The sequence below is a fragment of the Pseudomonas sp. LBUM1652 genome (assembly GCF_059716105.1).
In genome coordinates this window covers 2,322,917-2,339,539 of sequence record NZ_CP166804.1, presented here as the reverse complement: position 1 = coordinate 2,339,539, position 16,623 = coordinate 2,322,917, and the positions used below count along the sequence as shown (strand labels likewise).

Sequence of the window (16,623 nt, the reverse complement as noted above, 5' to 3'; positions counted from 1 at the left end):
TTGTGTCGCCAGAGGACTTACTTGGTGACCAGCTCGACCGGCGTTTCAATCACGCCATTGGCACCGCTGTCGACCTTCTCGCCCTTGATGATTTTCAGCGCAGTCTCGATGCCGAATACGGCTTGTTTCGCGGCATATTGATCAGCAGTCGCCAGTACGCGACCGTCCTTCAACATTGGCTTGATCGCGTTGATGTTGTCGTAGCCGACAACCTGCACCTGACCAGCCTTGCCAGCGGCCCGCACGGCGGAAACGGCACCGACAGCCATGCTGTCGTTGCCTGCCAGCAATGCTTTGACATCCGGGTATTCGCTGAGAATCGAAGCGGCTACCTTGTTGCCTTTGTCGATCTCCCAGTCACCGGACTGCAGGGACACAACCTTGATCTGCGCCGCTTCCATCGCATCCTTGAAGCCAGCGGTACGCTGCTGAGCGTTGGTCGTCGTGGACACACCTTCAATGATGCCGACTTCGTCACCAGCCTTGAGCTGTTTGGCCAGGTACTCACCGACCAGACGCGCACCTTTGCGGTTATCCGGGCCTACGAATGGCACGCTGATGTTTTTGCTTTTGACGATTTGCGGATCGAGCTGGTTGTCGATGTTGATCACGGTAATACCGGCATCAACGGCTTTCTTGATCACCGGCACCATGGCCTTGGAGTCAGAAGGCGCGATGACCAGGGCGTTGACCTTGGCCAGAATCATTTGCTCGACGATGCGAGTCTGGCCTGCTGTGTCGGTTTCGTCCTTGATGCCGTTGGAGATCAGGTCGAATTCGGCAGAGTGTTCTTTCTGGTAGGCCTTGGCGCCATCTTCCATGGTCAGGAAGAATTCGTTGGCCAGAGATTTCATGACCAGCGCGACTTTTGGTTTTTCCGGGGATTCGGCGAACGCCGAAGAGACAGGCAGTGCAGCGGCTGTGGCAGCCAGCATAGCGACAGCAAGAAGACGTCCAGCGAATGGCAGCTTCATGGGTTCACTCCGATCTTATGATTATTGTGAGCAACGCTTGCGCTGGCGTAAGCTACGTCGCTTTCGCCGACGGCATAGTTCATCGGGAAAGCCGCGCAAACGTTTGCGTAGACCGAACTATGCGAATCCCGCCGACATTTGTCAACAATCAGAAATCGTCATTTATTGTAGGGCGATTCTTCTGACCGCCCCGCGATGCTTATGCCGTGGTATCGACCAGGCCGCCGCTGCTGCTGGAGTCCTTGGCCATCTCCTTGACCAATGCATTGGTGACTTCCGACAGCGCGCTGTTGGTGTCAGCGATTTGCCCCTGCATGGACATGACCACCTGCGCCTTGGCTTCGGGTGTCGGATAGCTCGCCGCCTGTGCCGCAGCCAATTGCTGCTGCTGCTCCTGAAGCTGCTTTTGCAATTCCTGCATCCGCTTCAGCAGCATTTTGACGGTGATACTCAGGTTATCACCGCTTTCGGCCTTACTTTCTTCCTGGGCAGCACCACCGGTTCTGACTTGATTGCCGCCATCTTTATCCGCACCTGACGCCTCGGCGGCAGCGTTCTCTTCCGCCTCACTCAGTGCACTGATTGTGGCTGCGGTTTTGCCGCCGATGGTGACTGCGCCAGGGTTTGAAAAACCGACTGTAAGTGACATGTGAACTCCCTAGAAATTTAGTGCCCTTGAACACGCATCGGCCTGTGCGATGGATTCTTTAGCAGAAAACCCGATACCGACAACCCGATTCGTTCGACAGACGCGGTAGTCCTTTTCGGAGAGCCGAACGTGAAAGCGTGCATTGTTCGGAAACCCGGATAAACGAATCAACAGTGAATTTTACGGATCACAAAATATTGTTTTAAATCATAAGGTTAAACATTTCTCTGACGCAAAGTACGGCTGGTACAGATCCTGCTCCCTTCACCGCACCCGGGCATTCAGATCGGCTCGGGGTGAATCTAGATGAACCTGCATCAGCACCGTCTCACTACTAGAGAGAAAAATAATGAAATCTGCTTTCAACACCTTCGTTCCGGGCGCTTTGGCCCTCCTCCTGCTCCTGCCTGCCGCCCTTCAGGCAAAAGAAGTCGAAACCCAGACCAAACTCGCCAACGTCGTGGTTCTCGCCACTGGCGGCACCATCGCCGGGGCCGGGGCCAGCGCAGCCAACAGCGCGACTTATCAGGCCGCCAAAGTCGGTGTCGAGCAATTGATTGCCGGCATTCCTGAACTGAGCAAACTGGCCAATGTGCGTGGCGAACAAGTCATGCAGATCGCCTCGGAAAGCATCACCAACGACAACCTGCTGCAACTGGGTCGTCGTGTCTCCGAACTGGCAGACAGCAAAGACGTCGACGGTATCGTCATCACCCACGGCACTGACACCCTGGAAGAAACCGCCTACTTCCTGAACCTGGTCGAGAAGACCGACAAGCCGATCATTGTTGTCGGCTCCATGCGTCCAGGCACCGCCATGTCGGCGGACGGCATGCTCAACCTGTACAACGCCGTGGCCGTGGCCAGCAGCAAGGAAGCTCGCGGCAAAGGCGTCCTGGTGACCATGAACGATGAAATCCAGTCCGGTCGCGACGTCAGCAAAACGATCAACATCAAGACCGAGGCATTCAAAAGTGCCTGGGGCCCGCTGGGCATGGTGGTTGAAGGCAAATCCTACTGGTTCCGCATGCCGGCCAAGCGTCACACCATGGATTCGGAATTCGACATCAAAAACATCAAGAGCCTTCCTGACGTAGAAATCGCCTATTCCTACGGCAACGTGAGCGATACCGCCTACAAGGCACTCGCCCAATCCGGCGCCAAAGCCATTATCCACGCCGGTACCGGCAACGGCTCGGTGTCCTCCCGCGTGGTTCCATCCCTGCAGGCACTGCGCAAGGATGGCGTGCAAATCATCCGTTCTTCCCACGTCAACGCTGGCGGCTTCGTTCTGCGCAACGCCGAACAGCCTGACGACAAGTACGACTGGGTCGTTGCTCACGACCTGAATCCGCAAAAAGCCCGCATTCTGGCGATGGTTGCGCTGACCAAAACCAACGACAGCAAAGAGCTGCAACGGATGTTCTGGGAATACTGATTGACCTTCGCCCGATCACCTCTCGGTCGGGCAACCTTCGCACCACTCGCCTCTTCGGCGAGCGGTGCGTCGCCGACAGCACTCAAGCATTTTTCTCACAAAAAAACCGACAGAACTCACACCAAAGTCAGAAAACCGCTGTCAGAGGATTTTCTTGAATTTTAAGCAGTTGCGAAAACGCCTACAGTTAAATACTGTATGCACGTACAGCTTAATAAGGATAACCTCGTGGCCACCTCCCCTGATGCTCCTGACGCTTATGAACGCATGGGTATGCGCGTTCAAAAAATCATCAACTCCCCTACCGCACAAAAAGCCAAAGCCGCACTGATCTTCCGCCTGCCGGATGAGCCGATGGATAAATGGGAACAGCTGCTTGAGGAAATCGACGAGAACGACAACGTCACCCTCGCCTACCGCGACGATGGCGGCGTGCAGATTTTTTGGGTTGTGCCGAAGGAAGATTGATTCAATGATTGTCCGCTGTTTTGCTTTGCTGTTGCTGTTCATCGCCACGGGCGCCCAGGCGGGTGCACCTCGTACATTCACGGAAGCCAAGAAGGTTGCCTGGAAGTTATATGCACCGCAGTCCACCGAGTTTTATTGCGGGTGCAAATACACCGGCAACAAGGTCGATCTGAAAGCTTGCGGTTACGTACCACGCAAAAATGCCAAGCGTGCTTCGCGCATCGAGTGGGAGCACATCGTACCGGCCTGGCAGTTCGGCCATCAGCGCCAATGCTGGCAGGAAGGTGGACGCAAGAATTGCACACGTTACGATCCAAGCTATCAGAAGGCCGAGGCCGACCTGCACAACCTGGTGCCGAGTATTGGCGAGGTCAACGGTGACCGCAGTAACTTCAGCTACGGCTGGCTGCCGGTGCAATCCGGTCAGTACGGCTCGTGCCTGACCCAAGTCGACTTCAAGGCAAAGAAGGTCATGCCTCGCCCTTCGATTCGCGGCATGATCGCCCGCACCTATTTCTACATGAGCAAGCAGTACGGCTTGCGTCTGTCGAAACAGGATCGGCAATTGTATGAGGCGTGGGACAAGACCTACCCGGTGCAAGAGTGGGAACGCCAGCGCAATCAAAGCGTGGCGTGCGTGATGGGACGCGGCAATGAATTTGTCGGCCCGGTGAACATGAAAGCCTGCGGCTGATTGCAACGCAAAAAAGAAAGGCCTCGAACTTTATGTTCGAGGCCTTTTTTTGGCTAGCTGCCAGACTTGTTGTAGCGCCAATACCCCATGAGGTTGAGCGACTCGCGAGGGATACCGCATTCCTTGATCAGGTATCTGCGCAAGCTCATCACCGCCGCAGACTCTCCAGCAACCCAACCGTAAAATCCTTCGGGAGCCGTCTCGGCAATTTCCCAAAGAATGTCCTTGTCGATGTCGACATCGGCCAACTCGACTGCACGCCCTGCTGCCGACCTATGAGTGGGCAGCTTTGCCTCACGCACCGCCTCAACCATCAATGCTCCAGTGACCGTTTCACCCGCTTGATCGCGGATTAACCACTGCACCGACAGCCCCGGCCAATGAGGAACGGCAAGCATGTCCTGTGCGCTATCGACTTCGAAAAATGCCTGGACTTGCGGCGGCTCGGCAAGCACTGCCAACTCATCCAGAATACCCATGGCAGCCGGTAGCGCCGTCGCGTCGGCGACGAGCAGAACCTGCTTGAGGACTTGCGGCGGTTTCCATTCAAATCCTCCGGCATCCTGCGCCGAGAAATGGCTGTCGGGAGCGAGGATCTGCATCGACTCACCGGGCTGCGCTCGAAGCGCCAAGCGAGATGCCGGCCCAGTCTCGCCGTGCAGGACGAAATCGATATCCACTTCACCCTTTGAGGCGCGCAAATGGCGAATGGTGTAAGTGCGCATCGCCGGACGTCGATCCGCCAGCATCGCCCGGAAGCGAGCGTACCAGCCTTCGCTCTGGGAAAGCCTGGATTGCGAACCGTCGGCGGCAGGAAAAAACAGCTTCACCCGTTGATCCGGCGCCCAAGTAGCCATTTCATTGACTGGCGGGCCGCTGAGCGTGATCCGCATCATGTGCGGGGTCAACTGCGTTTTACGATGCAGGATGACATCGAATAATTTGTAGGGATTGGCGGAGGCCATGCGGAGCTCCTTCTGGAAATCATCGGCGACTTCAAAAGGAACGAATCGCGTTTGACAACCTTTAGGCAGCTCCGCCGAATGGATCGTTTACGGCGTGAGCGGATGTTCAACCAGCACCGATTCAACATTCTGCTTTTTGGCCTTCACCAATGCTGCATCAACTTGCACCTTTCGAGCTTCTGCCTCGGCCTGGGAATTGAACGGACCAATCAGAATCCGCGTCTTGCCGCTATTGTCCTTGATGACTGTCGGAACGAAAGCATGTTCGATCAACCAGCCACTCAGGTCACTGACTGCCTGAGGGGTTTCGCCGCGCACTTCCAGATCCCACTGTGGAGCAGAGACCACCGCTGGAGCACTCGCCACCGCCGCTTTCGGCTTCTGCACGTCTACACTCTTGCCTTCACCACATCCTGCCAATGCCAGTGTTGCGACCATCCAGACCAATTTGCGCACAACGCTTTCCTCGGAAATCTCAAAGCGGCGATCTTATCATTCATAAATACTTCGCGAGCCCCGCAAAATGGGCACAAAACAACGAGATTGATGATTGCAGCCTCTGTATAGTTACGCCCTGGGAATTAATGCCGCATCTGCGCGTCAGAAAGAGGCACCCAAACCATGAGACTTCGCACTAATCTATACGTACCACCGACCTCTGCACTGTCTGAATCAGGTGCCCTACAAAGCAATCAAGGAGAAGACCATGCTGATACTCACCCGCAAAGTCGGTGAAAGCATAAATATTGGTGATGACATTACTATCACTATCCTGGGCGTTAGCGGCCAGCAAGTACGAATTGGCATCAATGCCCCGAAGAACGTTGCGGTGCACCGTGAAGAGATTTACCAGCGCATTCAGGCTGGCCTGACCGCTCCGGACAAGCCACAAACTCCCTGAAACGCCTCGCAGTCAGTAGCCAGTTCGTTTGCCTCGTGTAATGACTGGCTAAAGATTCACGCGCCGTATCGCCATCCGCTCCCCACTCTGCTGGGCACGGCGCCTGACACGCGAATCCCCTTCCGATTCATTGCTGTACCCCATCCCCAGTTGCCGCCCGATACTACCCGCCATTCCCGAGGCTGGCTGTCGGACGTTTCCGATAGAGCGCAGGGAATTTGCTCTGCTAAGCGAATGTCACGCCACGCGCCATACCTGTGGCGGCTACCACCATGAGCACCAGCAACAATGCTTCGACATGACTGATTCGTGCGTACAACTTTGCACGCCCGGTATCGAACGCCGCACCCCGCGCTGAGGCAATCCGCCATTTGACCAACGTGATCATCGGCGCAAGCTCTATCAACAGAATAAGCACAAACAACGTCATCTTCAGATGGAACAGTGGCTGATGAAGATAATAGTCAGTGCCCTTTTCATATCCGCCAAACGCCCGCATCCCACCCGTCACAAGCAGAATCAACGCAGAAACGCCCCATAGATTATCGGCAAGCAAAACCCGCCCGGCCTCCCCCGTGCCGGCCGCCAAGCGACTGAACGCCGCTCCGCGCGTCAGCACGGCCCAAAAACCCAAGGCAAAAGCCAGTAGATGAATAGCCGCTAGAAACCAGTGAACCAGCATCGACACACTCCTTTGGAAAGGGTTGGAATTCGCCAGTCAGTAGTAGTTGAAAAAGTACGGATTTGCCCGCACAGGATCGCAGGAACAAAGAGAAGCACTGCGAAAGCCAAATCGCAGGCAAAAAAAATCCCAAGCAGCTGATGGAAGCTTGGGATTTAAAAATGCATAAACCGTGGTGGTGAACGCGGGGCGGATGTTACTGAATTCCACGATCGGTAACAACGATTTTTTGATAACCGGTTGGTTCGTAACATCCGTAAGCCATTAAATATCAACATTATTTAATGGGTGAAAAAGTCGACCCGTTGAAATTTTCAGTTCCGAGCAATCCACATCGAAAAACAGCGGTACTCGCCCAAACCAATACATCAGAAGGGAGCGAAACGAAGAGCTTTGAAGAGATTTAAAATCGCAGTGTCTAGTCCTGAAATAGGTTTACACCTGTTTCAGCCTCAAAACGCCCGATGCACCGCATCGGGCGTTTTGTATTTCAGCGACAGATGAGGCCGCTCGTTGTTATAGATCTGCACCGACTCGTCCACCATCCGGATGGCCTCTGCAAAATCTTTGGGGCGATGCAGCAATAACTCGTTTTTCAAAATCCCGTTCACACGCTCAGCCAACGCATTTTGGTAGCAGTCGTAGCCATCGGTCATTGAGCAGGTGATGCCGTATTTGGCATGCAGCCGCTGATAAAGCTCGGAGCAGTATTGGACGCCTCTATCCGAGTGATGCACCAGGCGTTGCTCCGTTTTCCGCTGCCTGAGGGCTTTGTTGAACGCCTGGATCACCGATTCGGTGTGCAAGCTTTCATGGACATGGTGCCCCACGATTTTTCGGGAGTACGCATCGGTGACCAAACTCAGATAAGCCACACCCGTTTGCGTCGGTAAGTAGGTGATGTCCGCAACCCATACTTGCTCTGGCGCCTTGGCGACTACCTGAATCGGTCCATCTTTGAGCAGGTTTGGATGCCGGCGAAAGCGATGATGGCTGTCTGTCGTTTTGTGATAGGCCCGTCTGCGGGGAACCAGTTCGCGCCGATCTCGCAAGATATCGAATAAACGGTCTCGACCAACCTTTACGGACACTTCTGGCTCAGTGCGCATTAGATTGTGAAGTTTTCGGGTGCCAAGGCGCGGCTGCCTAAGTCGCTTTTCCCTCACGAATCCCATCACTTCCTGGGCATGACGGGCCCGGGCATCACACGCCTGGTTGCGCTTGTAATAAGCCTGACGGGAAATCCCCATGAACTGGCAAGCCCTACTGATGCTCAGGCCTTGGATCTGCCCTTGGGAGAGGACTTGCCGGATCGCTTTTTTACGACAGAAACACCGAAGTCGTTCTTCAAAACGTCAACGACGGCCTCGAAAAACTGAGCTTTCTGGTTGGCTTGGGCAAGCTTTTCTTCAAGCTCTTTGATTCGCTGTTCGGGTGTCAGGGGTTTATCGGGCTCATCCATGGAACGGGGTCTCTTGGAGCGAATGGACGCGCCTTGACTCCAGTCCTGCCGACCATGCCTGCGTAACCAGTTCAGTACGGTCGTTTTACCCTGAATGCCATAGCGCTCTTGAGCCTCTTTATAACTCAACTCGCCTTTTTCGACCTGATCGACGACCGACAATTTAAAGATCAGCGTGTAATCACGCTGACTGCGCCTTTCTCCCGTATTCATTACTCCCTCCTGAGAATGGGTCAGAAGGTGTAAACCTTATTCAGGACGGGACAAGGCAAATAAAAAAAGCAGCTTTCTACAGCTGCTTTTTTGCGGGCCAAGTTTATGCCAATTTCCTAGCCGAGGGAAGAATTGTTGCTAATTACCCGTCCCAGCAAGCTTTTTCTGAGGAAATAATTTAGGGGCTAGTCTCTCACCATAGTATCTCGAACCCTCTCGGGTTAGATGGGCAATATCAAAATGTGCAGGAACTCCATCCACGGTGATCGGGCACTGCCCCTCATGGCAAACGGTATCAAGCACAGATATGTACGTGACATCCTGCCGGCCCGCAAAATGTTTTTGCATGCCAGCATCTCTCCCGTAGACCGATTCCGTCTCCAGATCCGCCCCTGAAAGAGTGCTCGCATTTCCTTGCATGATCCTCTCGGCCGCAATCGAGGGAACGGACCGTTTATAAATAGGGCTTGGACCAACTACTACGACAGCTATATCGGCTTCGCGTAGAAGGTTGATTGTACGATCCACTATCAACAACTGCTCGTCGGAGGCGCTCCAGAGTGCGCCCATAACTACCGTTCCAGGCTTCGCATCAATAATTGCCTTGATAGCAAAATCATTGAAGTCCGCGCAGTTAGGGCGAGCCGCGACTACTACGCCCGGGGTGGGAGCGCACACAGAGGACGTCAGCTGCCCGAGCAAATATCCCTGAGCAGCTGCCGGCTCAACAAGTCCAAAGTAATACTGTGCTATATGGCTATCACCCCAGAGTAGAACGCTCCGTGCGCCTTGCGGCACGCAAGTGGCCGTGTCGAACTCGCTTGGGAGTTGTTCTGGTCTCAGGAAGCAAGAGCCTTCTCGAAACTCGTCTTTATAGTCATACGGCTGGTAGGCCATCATTCTGCCGACACTCTCGCTGATTCGTCCGGGAAACCCTTGAACATGAATGACGGATAGCGAAATACCGACGAAAGCTGTTAACGCAGATCCCGAAGCAACAAGGATTGATTTCCGGGAGGAAAAAAACTTTTTCTGCCGGGTGGGCGTCTCTATTAGCGCATACGACAGATAACCAAGGACGACCGAAACCAGTGCCCCCACCAAAAGAAATAGAGTGTGATCGGCGTATGGGAATAAACGACTCCCGAACACCACAACTGGCCAGTGCACAAGGTACAAAGAGTAGGATATTTTTCCCACAAACCTGAATGGTGCCGTGCCTAGAAGGCGCGATGGTCTGGAAGAAACCATGCCCGCGCCCCATATTACGAGCCCGGTCCCGACACACGGGATCAATGCCGCAACGCCTGGGAAAGACCATTTCTCAGTTACGACAATCATCCCCCCGATGATCAATACAACACCTGAGAAAACTGCCAAGCCGCCCAGCAGGGATGACCTTGGAGCCTTCACACCAGGCAGCGCAATAAGGCAGCCAATCGCGAGCTCGAAAACTCTAAATGGCAACAGGTAGAACGCTGCTGATGGGTCGCGCCCAAGCATCCACTGGGCGCCCGCCAGCGATGCGATCGAAAGGGCCAAGAGCAGGAGCAGAAATGATCGTCGAGACCAATACCGGGTCGCAAGAACCAGTAGCGGGAAGAAAATGTAGAACTGCTCTTCGACTGCCAAAGACCAATAATGCAGCAGCGGAATTTGATTGGCGGCTGGGGCGAAATAATCTGAAGTGGCGTAGAACAGGATATTGGTCCCAAAAAGGGCCGACGCGACTACTGATTTAGCAAATTCAACGAGCTCTTGCGGTAGCAAAATAAAGTAAGCCGCACCTGAAGTTGCGGCTGTAACTGCGAGTAATGCAGGGATGATGCGTCTTGCTCGCTTCTCGTAAAATCCGACAAGTGAAAATGTTCGGTTGGATATATCTTGATATAAGCCTTTGGAGATCAAATATCCAGAAATGACGAAAAAAACGTCAACGCCTAAAAATCCTCCTGGGAGCCACCCCGCTTTGAAATGAGCGAGAACTACGCCAAGTACGGCAATAGCCCGCAAACCATCAATGTGGCCAAGGTGTTTGAGTTTAATATTCAATTGATCCCTCATGAACAGACCGTACCAGCCACGTTAGTACAGCGCGTTCCACAGTCCAAAATGGCAGGCTTGGTGTGGTAGCCACCCGTCAGGTAGTGACTAATAGGCCAAACTCAACCGAGTAGTCATCTCGCTAGTTTTCGCCATCGCCGAAGATTTTTATTAACGTTCGTCGGTGCACAGATGTGCGCGGCCGCGATTGTAATGCGCTATCAAGCTCGGCATCAAGATCCAACTACCTACAAGACCTGCTACAATTTCCACAGAAAAGCCCGCACCGACCGGGCCTTCCGCTTCTGCCACCTTGTCGCGCCCAAACTACAGACCACGCCATGACGCACCACATTGCCCGCCTTGCGTAGGTCATCTTATCGTCAGAAAGGCGCCGGCTCATCCTCCAGCTCACCCACATCCACCGCCTCTGTAATCCGATCATCATCGGTCAGGTCTTCCCACCTCAGAGTCACTGTGTAGTGGTCTAATGAAACCGGACACCCATTTAGGCGAGAATGCTCGCCAGATCGAGGTGTCAGATGACTAAACAACGCCGCTCCTTTACTCCTGAATTCAAGCGCGAGGCTGCTGACCTTGTGCTCAAACAAAACTACAGCTACATCGAAGCCAGCCGTTCGCTCGGCATTGGTGAGTCGGCATTGCACCGCTGGGTTGACCAGATTCAGAAAGAACATAAAGGCGTCACTCCGCAGAGCAAGGCACTGACTCCGGAACAGCAAAAAATTCAGGTGCTGGAAGCCCGGATTGCTCGGCCTGAGCGAGAGAAATCAATACTAAAAAAGGCTACCGCGCTCTTGATGTCGGAAGATCACGAGCGTTCGCGCTGATTGACCAGTTGAGGGCACATGAGCCGGTTGATTGGCTGTGCAAGGTGTTTGACGTCACTCGCTCGTGTTACCGCCCAGCGCCTGCGGCGCCGCACGCCGGATGTCGAACGGCTTCGATTGCGTAGTCGCGTAAGTGAGCTGTTCTCGCAAAGTCGCAGCTCTGCGGGCAGTCGCAGCATCCTGTCACTGATGCGTGAAGACGGTGAGCAACTCGGTCGATTCAAAGTGCGTAGCTTGATGCGCGAGCTTGATTTAGTCAGCAAACAACCCGGCTCCCATGCCTACAAACGAGCAACAGTAGAAAGACTGGATATCCCGAACACATTGAACCGCGAGTTCGACGTGCCTGCGCCCAATCAAGTCTGGTGCGGCGATATCACCTACATTTGGGCACAAGGAAAGTGGCATTACCTGGCTGTCGTCCTGGATCTTTGTACGCGTCGGATCGTGGGCTGGGCGCTGTCGGAAAAGCCAGACGCTGAGCTGGTGATCAAAGCGCTGGATATGGCTTACGAGCAGCGTGGCAGGCCTTCGGATCTGCTATTCCACTCGAACCAGGGATCGCAATATGCAAGCCGACTCTTTCGCCAGCGGTTGTGGCGATACCGCATGCGTCAGAGCATGAGTCGACGAGGAAACTGCTGGGATAACGCACCGATGGAGCGCGTATTTCGTAGCTTGAAAACAGAATGGATACCGACCGTGGGCTATCGAACTGCGCAGGAAGCACAGCGCGATATCAGCCACTTTTTGATGCATCGCTACAACTGGATTCGGCCTCACCAGTTCAACGAGGAGTTGGCACCAGCGCGGACCGAGGAAAAACTTAACGTCGTGTCCGGGATTAGTTGACCACTACACATTGCCCTTGGACTTATCAACGGGATACTTCTCTGCATTTAGCTTGATTTTGGCTTGGGCCGCCGCTGCAACGTCGATCTGTAGCCTATCTCCCAGTCTGAGCAGATAAAGCAGAACATCGGCCATCTCTTCTTCAACGGCCTTTACTGCCTCATCGCTAAGGACAGCACGCTCACTCTGTTCAGCAGTGAGCCACTGAAAGAGCTCTGTAAGCTCCCCCACCTCACCGGACAATGCCATCACTAGATTCTTTGGGGTATGGAACTGATCCCAGTCCCTCTCGATAGCAAACGCAGCCAGATCGGACTGCAGTTGTTTCAGTACGTCCATTCCGATTCCATGCACTATGATCAAGATTGCGTGGACGCTAACGACTCTGACAAAGCCTGTCTAGCGGCCATCACATCACACGATCACCAAGACCTCTCGACAACACAACCCCCCTTCCCCTCCTGCGAAATATAGAAGAATCACAGCTCAGAACAGGTCTTGTAGGCGTTCACATTGCTCGGTGTGAACGAAGCCTATATTTTGTGAACGTTCTGCATTAAATCCAAGACAACAAAAAAGGGCTCACCTTTCGGTGAGCCCTTCTAGACCGCCCAGCAGAGCGGATTTTGTTTGGTAGGCGCGATTGGACTCGAACCAACGACCCCCACCATGTCAAGGTGGTGCTCTAACCAACTGAGCTACGTGCCTGCTGTGAGGCGGCATTCTACGGAATTCCGGAGGGGTGTCAACACCTTTTTTTCACCTAACCCTATGAATATGCAAAATATTTAATTTCTGGCCAGAGAAGAAGATTTTCCAGTGGCTGGCGGAGGTTTTTCAACTCGGGTAGGATCGGCGCACTCGTAAAATATATTAAACAGAGGCTGCAGGATGGCGAATACCCTTTACCCAGAGTCTTATTACGCCGCGTCGGCCAATGCCGTACCGCCACGTCCGGCCTTGCAGGATGATGTGGAGACCGACGTCTGTGTGATTGGCGCCGGGTATACCGGGCTGTCCTCCGCCCTGTTCCTGCTGGAGAACGGTTTTCGCGTGACCGTACTGGAAGCGGCCAAGGTCGGTTTCGGCGCGTCGGGCCGTAATGGTGGCCAGATCGTCAACAGCTACAGCCGCGACATCGACGTGATCGAGCGTACCGTTGGCCCTAAACAGGCGCAACTACTCGGGCAGATGGCTTTTGAGGGCGGGCGGATCATTCGCGAACGCGTGGCCAAGTACAACATTCAGTGCGATCTGAAGGACGGGGGCGTGTTTGCCGCACTGACAGCAAAACAAATGGGCCATCTGGAATCGCAGAAACGCCTGTGGGAGCGTTTCGGCCACACGCAATTAGAGTTGCTGGATCAGCGCCGTATTCGCGAAGTGGTCGCCTGCGATCAATACGTCGGCGGGATGCTCGACATGAGCGGTGGCCACATACATCCACTGAACCTGGCGCTCGGCGAAGCGGCCGCCGTTGAATCCCTCGGCGGCACTATCTATGAGCAATCGCCCGCCGTGCGCATCGAGCGCGGCGCAAACCCGGTCGTGCATACACCGCAAGGCAAGGTCAGAGCAAAATTCATCATCGTCGCCGGCAACGCCTACCTCGGCAATCTGGTGCCGGAGCTGGCAGCCAAATCCATGCCGTGCGGCACCCAGGTGATTACCACGGAGCCGCTGGGTGATGAACTGGCAAAGACCCTGCTGCCTCAGGACTACTGCGTCGAGGACTGCAACTACTTGCTCGATTATTACCGCCTGACGGGCGACAAGCGCCTGATCTTCGGCGGCGGCGTGGTTTATGGCGCACGGGATCCGGCCAACATCGAAGCAATCATCCGCCCGAAAATGCTCAAAGCCTTTCCGCAGCTCAAGGACGTGAAGATCGACTACGCCTGGACAGGAAATTTCCTGCTGACGCTGTCGCGTTTGCCTCAGGTTGGGCGTTTGGGTGACAACATCTATTACTCGCAAGGCTGCAGCGGCCATGGTGTGACTTATACGCATCTGGCCGGCAAGGTGTTGGCCGAGGCATTGCGTGGTCAGGCCGAGCGTTTTGATGCGTTCGCTGATCTGCCGCACTACCCGTTCCCGGGTGGACAAATGTTGCGCACACCGTTTGCAGCGCTAGGCGCTTGGTATTACGGACTGCGCGACAAGTTTGGAATGTAAAAGAAGGCCGCTGGAAAAGCGGCCTTTTATTGAGAGCGAAACACTGTCAGAGCTGATCGCGAGCAATCCCGCTACGAATCCGCAAGATATCGGCAAGCACCGCCAAGGCAATCTCCGCCGGCGTCTTGCTGCCGAGGTTAAGACCAATCGGCGCATGAATCCGCGCCAACTCGCCCTCCCCCAACCCGCCGATACGACGCAAACGCTCGAAGCGCTTCTGCGATGTCTGCTGTGAACCCATGACACCAATGTAGAACGCCTCGGTGCGTACCGCTTCCATCATCGCCAGATCGTCGATACGTGGATCGTGGGTCAGTGCCACCACTGCCGTGTCGCGGTGGCAACCACCGTCGGCAATGAACACCGACGGCAGTTGCCGACGAATCTCCACACCATTGAGAACCACGCCTTCAAGCACTTCATCGCGCGGGTCACAGAGAATCACTTCGAAACCCAATCCCACGGCAAACTCGGCACACGCCTGCGCCACGCTGGAATACCCGGCGAGCAACAAGCGCTGCGCCGCGCCGACACGGATACGCACCCGATCGATCTCACGCTCGATCCGCGCACCCTGCTCACGGTCAGCAAACAGACTGCGCGCACCACTGGCCAGATCGACCTCACGAATCAGCCGACGCTGACCAAGCAGCGCCGACTCCAGTTCACGCAAATGCGCCTGCACATCACAGTCAGCGTCAAATTTCTCTACCAGCACATCGAGAATGCCGCCACAGGGCAGGCTGACCCGCGAACGCGGATCGTCGCCTTCGCCGTAGCGCACCACGCTGACCGCATCGAGAAACGCACCTTCGGCGACGCGCTCGAGAAAATCCTCCTCGACGCAACCGCCGGACAGCGACCCGATCCACAGTCCGCCATCATTCACTGCCAGCAGCGAACCCGGCGCACGCGGTGCCGAGCCATAAGTGGTCAGCACGGTGCAGAGCCAGATTCGCCGCCCCGCCACCGACCACTCCAGTGCCCGTCGCACCACTTGTAGATCAAGATGCTGCATGTCAGTGCGCCTTGTGCTCAATGGACGGCGCTTCGGCTTGCAGCTTCTGCACCTCGGTCACCGCCAGTTCACCGGACTGACCACCCCAGCCTTGTCGCAGGTAGTTCAGCAGATCAGTCAGCTGTTCGGGGCTCAACTTATCGGCAAAACCCGGCATCGGCTGCATGTGCTCGAAACCGGCGAACTTCTGTTCACCGATACCGTCTTCGATCACGCGCAACAGATTGCGTGGATCTTCCAGTCGCAGTGTGGTGTTGCCGCGCATGGCCACCGCAATGTGCGGCTTGCCTTCGCCACCAGCGGCGTGGCAACCGGCGCAGACGTTCAAGTAGTCTTGACGGCCGCGCTGGGCGCTTGGGCTGAGCTTGTCCACTGGCACTTCGACCAGTGCTTTGGCTGCCGGCGGTTTATCGCCAAGCAGGAAGGTGGCCATCGCTGCCAGATCGGTGTCGTTCAGCCCCTGGGTGCTGTTGTGGAACACCGGAAACATCTCGTTGAACATCGTCCCTTGCGCACTCATGCCGTGCTTGAGAAACGTGCTCAGGTCCTGATGATTCCAGCCGCGCGCCGCCAGATCAGTGGCCAGCAGGCTCGGCGCCAGATAGCCATTGAGGATGCCGCCAGTCATGCGTTTGTCCATCTGCATCGCGCCCGGCAGGCCGCGTGGCGTATGGCACTCGCCGCAGTGGCCAAGGACGTCGACCATGTATTGCCCGCGCTTCCAGGCTTCACTTTTGCCTTCGCCAGACTCAAGTTTCACGTCTTTGCCGTACATCATGTTCCAGCCCATCAGGCCCAGACGCACGTTGAACGGAAAGCTGAGGCTGGTGACCGGAGCCGCGCGCTCGATTGGCTCGACGGTTTTCAGGTACGCATGAATCGCGTCCGAATCTTCACGCGGCACCAAGTGATACGAGGTATACGGCATTGCCGGATACAGGTTCGCACCATCGCGACGCTTGCCTGCGGTCAGCGCAGCGAAGAACTCGTCATCGGTATACAAACCGATGCCGTGCTCTTTGCTCGGAGTGATGTTGGTGCCGTAAATCGTGCCAAACGGCGACACAATCGGCAGGCCGCCAGCATACGGCGCGCCACCTGGCGCGGTATGGCAGGCCATGCAGTCGGCGGCGCGGGCAAGGTACTCGCCGCGCTTGACCTGATCATCGGCATTGGCAAAAAGTACCGGCGCAGCCAGCCCGACCGCCAGGGTCAGGCGGGTGATTAAAAGCTTCATG

General features: G+C 55.3%; 15 protein-coding genes, 1 tRNA gene and 1 pseudogene. 6 read left to right on the top strand and 11 right to left on the bottom strand.

What is annotated here, in order from left to right; translation table 11 throughout:
• Window positions 1-17: 17 nt before the first annotated feature.
• The gene (locus ACA069_RS10490; RefSeq protein WP_187676957.1) at window positions 18-974 is read right to left on the bottom strand and encodes a sugar ABC transporter substrate-binding protein; all 957 of its coding nucleotides are present in this window, start codon (window positions 972-974) and stop codon (window positions 18-20) included.
• Window positions 975-1,173: 199 nt separating this feature from the next.
• Window positions 1,174-1,623, bottom strand: coding sequence for a hypothetical protein (locus tag ACA069_RS10485; protein ID WP_497617357.1), 450 nt, complete (start codon window positions 1,621-1,623; stop codon window positions 1,174-1,176).
• Window positions 1,624-1,972: 349 nt separating this feature from the next.
• Here ACA069_RS10485 and ACA069_RS10480 point away from each other — a divergent pair, with 349 nt between their 5' ends.
• The 3 genes from ACA069_RS10480 to ACA069_RS10470 all read left to right on the top strand — a co-directional run bounded on the left by ACA069_RS10480 (window position 1,973) and on the right by ACA069_RS10470 (window position 4,223).
• Window positions 1,973-3,061 carry an asparaginase gene (locus ACA069_RS10480; RefSeq protein WP_187676955.1) on the top strand — a complete coding sequence of 363 codons (1,089 nt, stop codon included), beginning with the start codon at window positions 1,973-1,975 and terminating at the stop codon, window positions 3,059-3,061.
• 198 nt (window positions 3,062-3,259) lie between these two features.
• Window positions 3,260-3,529 carry a DUF1654 domain-containing protein gene (locus tag ACA069_RS10475; RefSeq protein WP_187676954.1) on the top strand — a complete coding sequence of 90 codons (270 nt, stop codon included), beginning with the start codon at window positions 3,260-3,262 and terminating at the stop codon, window positions 3,527-3,529.
• Window positions 3,530-3,533: 4 nt separating this feature from the next.
• Entirely contained in the window at window positions 3,534-4,223 is a 690-nt protein-coding gene (locus tag ACA069_RS10470) for an endonuclease (RefSeq protein ID WP_497617355.1), read from the top strand.
• Window positions 4,224-4,276: 53 nt separating this feature from the next.
• Here ACA069_RS10470 and ACA069_RS10465 read toward each other — a convergent pair whose 3' ends face one another.
• The gene (locus ACA069_RS10465) at window positions 4,277-5,188 is read right to left on the bottom strand and encodes a siderophore-interacting protein (RefSeq protein WP_497617354.1); all 912 of its coding nucleotides are present in this window, start codon (window positions 5,186-5,188) and stop codon (window positions 4,277-4,279) included.
• 87 nt (window positions 5,189-5,275) lie between these two features.
• Window positions 5,276-5,644, bottom strand: coding sequence for an SPOR domain-containing protein (locus ACA069_RS10460; protein ID WP_489881445.1), 369 nt, complete (start codon window positions 5,642-5,644; stop codon window positions 5,276-5,278).
• A 250-nt stretch (window positions 5,645-5,894) separates the two neighbouring features.
• On the opposite strand from ACA069_RS10460, the gene csrA reads away from it, so the two are divergent.
• Window positions 5,895-6,089 carry a carbon storage regulator CsrA gene (gene csrA / locus ACA069_RS10455; protein ID WP_003179932.1) on the top strand — a complete coding sequence of 65 codons (195 nt, stop codon included), beginning with the start codon at window positions 5,895-5,897 and terminating at the stop codon, window positions 6,087-6,089.
• 226 nt (window positions 6,090-6,315) lie between these two features.
• On the opposite strand, the gene ACA069_RS10450 is transcribed toward csrA, so the two are convergent.
• From ACA069_RS10450 to ACA069_RS10440, 3 genes are all read right to left on the bottom strand, one after another.
• The gene (locus ACA069_RS10450; protein ID WP_489881444.1) at window positions 6,316-6,771 is read right to left on the bottom strand and encodes a DUF2214 family protein; all 456 of its coding nucleotides are present in this window, start codon (window positions 6,769-6,771) and stop codon (window positions 6,316-6,318) included.
• A gap of 452 nt (window positions 6,772-7,223) precedes the next feature.
• Window positions 7,224-8,446, bottom strand: a protein-coding gene (locus ACA069_RS10445) for an IS3 family transposase (RefSeq protein WP_497617351.1) whose coding sequence is annotated in 2 segments (ribosomal slippage) — window positions 7,224-8,095 and window positions 8,095-8,446 — 1,224 coding nt in all. Because the reading frame shifts where the segments join, the coding sequence is not laid out codon by codon here.
• 138 nt (window positions 8,447-8,584) lie between these two features.
• The gene (locus tag ACA069_RS10440) at window positions 8,585-10,510 is read right to left on the bottom strand and encodes an acyltransferase family protein (RefSeq protein ID WP_497617349.1); all 1,926 of its coding nucleotides are present in this window, start codon (window positions 10,508-10,510) and stop codon (window positions 8,585-8,587) included.
• Window positions 10,511-11,031: 521 nt separating this feature from the next.
• Between ACA069_RS10440 and ACA069_RS10435 the strand changes: the two are divergent.
• Window positions 11,032-12,192: pseudogene (locus tag ACA069_RS10435) on the top strand (IS3 family transposase).
• A 3-nt stretch (window positions 12,193-12,195) separates the two neighbouring features.
• On the opposite strand, the gene ACA069_RS10430 reads toward ACA069_RS10435, so the two are convergent.
• Both ACA069_RS10430 and ACA069_RS10425 read right to left on the bottom strand, forming a co-directional pair.
• Window positions 12,196-12,531, bottom strand: coding sequence for a nucleotide pyrophosphohydrolase (locus ACA069_RS10430; RefSeq protein ID WP_497617347.1), 336 nt, complete (start codon window positions 12,529-12,531; stop codon window positions 12,196-12,198).
• Window positions 12,532-12,823: 292 nt separating this feature from the next.
• A tRNA-Val gene (locus tag ACA069_RS10425) sits at window positions 12,824-12,900 on the bottom strand.
• A gap of 183 nt (window positions 12,901-13,083) precedes the next feature.
• On the opposite strand from ACA069_RS10425, the gene ACA069_RS10420 reads away from it, so the two are divergent.
• A complete protein-coding gene (locus ACA069_RS10420) occupies window positions 13,084-14,367 on the top strand; it encodes an NAD(P)/FAD-dependent oxidoreductase (protein WP_187676949.1) in 1,284 nt (427 codons plus the stop codon).
• Window positions 14,368-14,413: 46 nt separating this feature from the next.
• Here the strand turns inward: ACA069_RS10420 and ACA069_RS10415 are convergent, their stop codons facing one another.
• Window positions 14,414-15,385 carry an XdhC family protein gene (locus ACA069_RS10415; protein WP_401271547.1) on the bottom strand — a complete coding sequence of 324 codons (972 nt, stop codon included), beginning with the start codon at window positions 15,383-15,385 and terminating at the stop codon, window positions 14,414-14,416.
• Window position 15,386: 1 nt separating this feature from the next.
• Window positions 15,387-16,622: a c-type cytochrome gene (locus tag ACA069_RS10410; RefSeq protein WP_401271549.1), complete on the bottom strand. Its 1,236-nt coding sequence runs from the start codon at window positions 16,620-16,622 to the stop codon at window positions 15,387-15,389.
• Window position 16,623: the final 1 nt, after the last annotated feature.

Coding starts and splice junctions, on each gene's coding strand:
- ACA069_RS10490 (WP_187676957.1), bottom strand. CDS start 974: ATGAAGCTGCCATTCGCTGGACGTCTTCTTGCTGTCGCTATGCTGGCT.
- ACA069_RS10485 (WP_497617357.1), bottom strand. CDS start 1,623: ATGTCACTTACAGTCGGTTTTTCAAACCCTGGCGCAGTCACCATCGGC.
- ACA069_RS10480 (WP_187676955.1), top strand. CDS start 1,973: ATGAAATCTGCTTTCAACACCTTCGTTCCGGGCGCTTTGGCCCTCCTC.
- ACA069_RS10475 (WP_187676954.1), top strand. CDS start 3,260: ATGCACGTACAGCTTAATAAGGATAACCTCGTGGCCACCTCCCCTGAT.
- ACA069_RS10470 (WP_497617355.1), top strand. CDS start 3,534: ATGATTGTCCGCTGTTTTGCTTTGCTGTTGCTGTTCATCGCCACGGGC.
- ACA069_RS10465 (WP_497617354.1), bottom strand. CDS start 5,188: ATGGCCTCCGCCAATCCCTACAAATTATTCGATGTCATCCTGCATCGT.
- csrA (WP_003179932.1), top strand. CDS start 5,895: ATGCTGATACTCACCCGCAAAGTCGGTGAAAGCATAAATATTGGTGAT.
- ACA069_RS10450 (WP_489881444.1), bottom strand. CDS start 6,771: ATGCTGGTTCACTGGTTTCTAGCGGCTATTCATCTACTGGCTTTTGCC.
- ACA069_RS10440 (WP_497617349.1), bottom strand. CDS start 10,510: ATGAGGGATCAATTGAATATTAAACTCAAACACCTTGGCCACATTGAT.
- ACA069_RS10430 (WP_497617347.1), bottom strand. CDS start 12,531: ATGGACGTACTGAAACAACTGCAGTCCGATCTGGCTGCGTTTGCTATC.
- ACA069_RS10420 (WP_187676949.1), top strand. CDS start 13,084: ATGGCGAATACCCTTTACCCAGAGTCTTATTACGCCGCGTCGGCCAAT.
- ACA069_RS10415 (WP_401271547.1), bottom strand. CDS start 15,385: ATGCAGCATCTTGATCTACAAGTGGTGCGACGGGCACTGGAGTGGTCG.
- ACA069_RS10410 (WP_401271549.1), bottom strand. CDS start 16,622: ATGAAGCTTTTAATCACCCGCCTGACCCTGGCGGTCGGGCTGGCTGCG.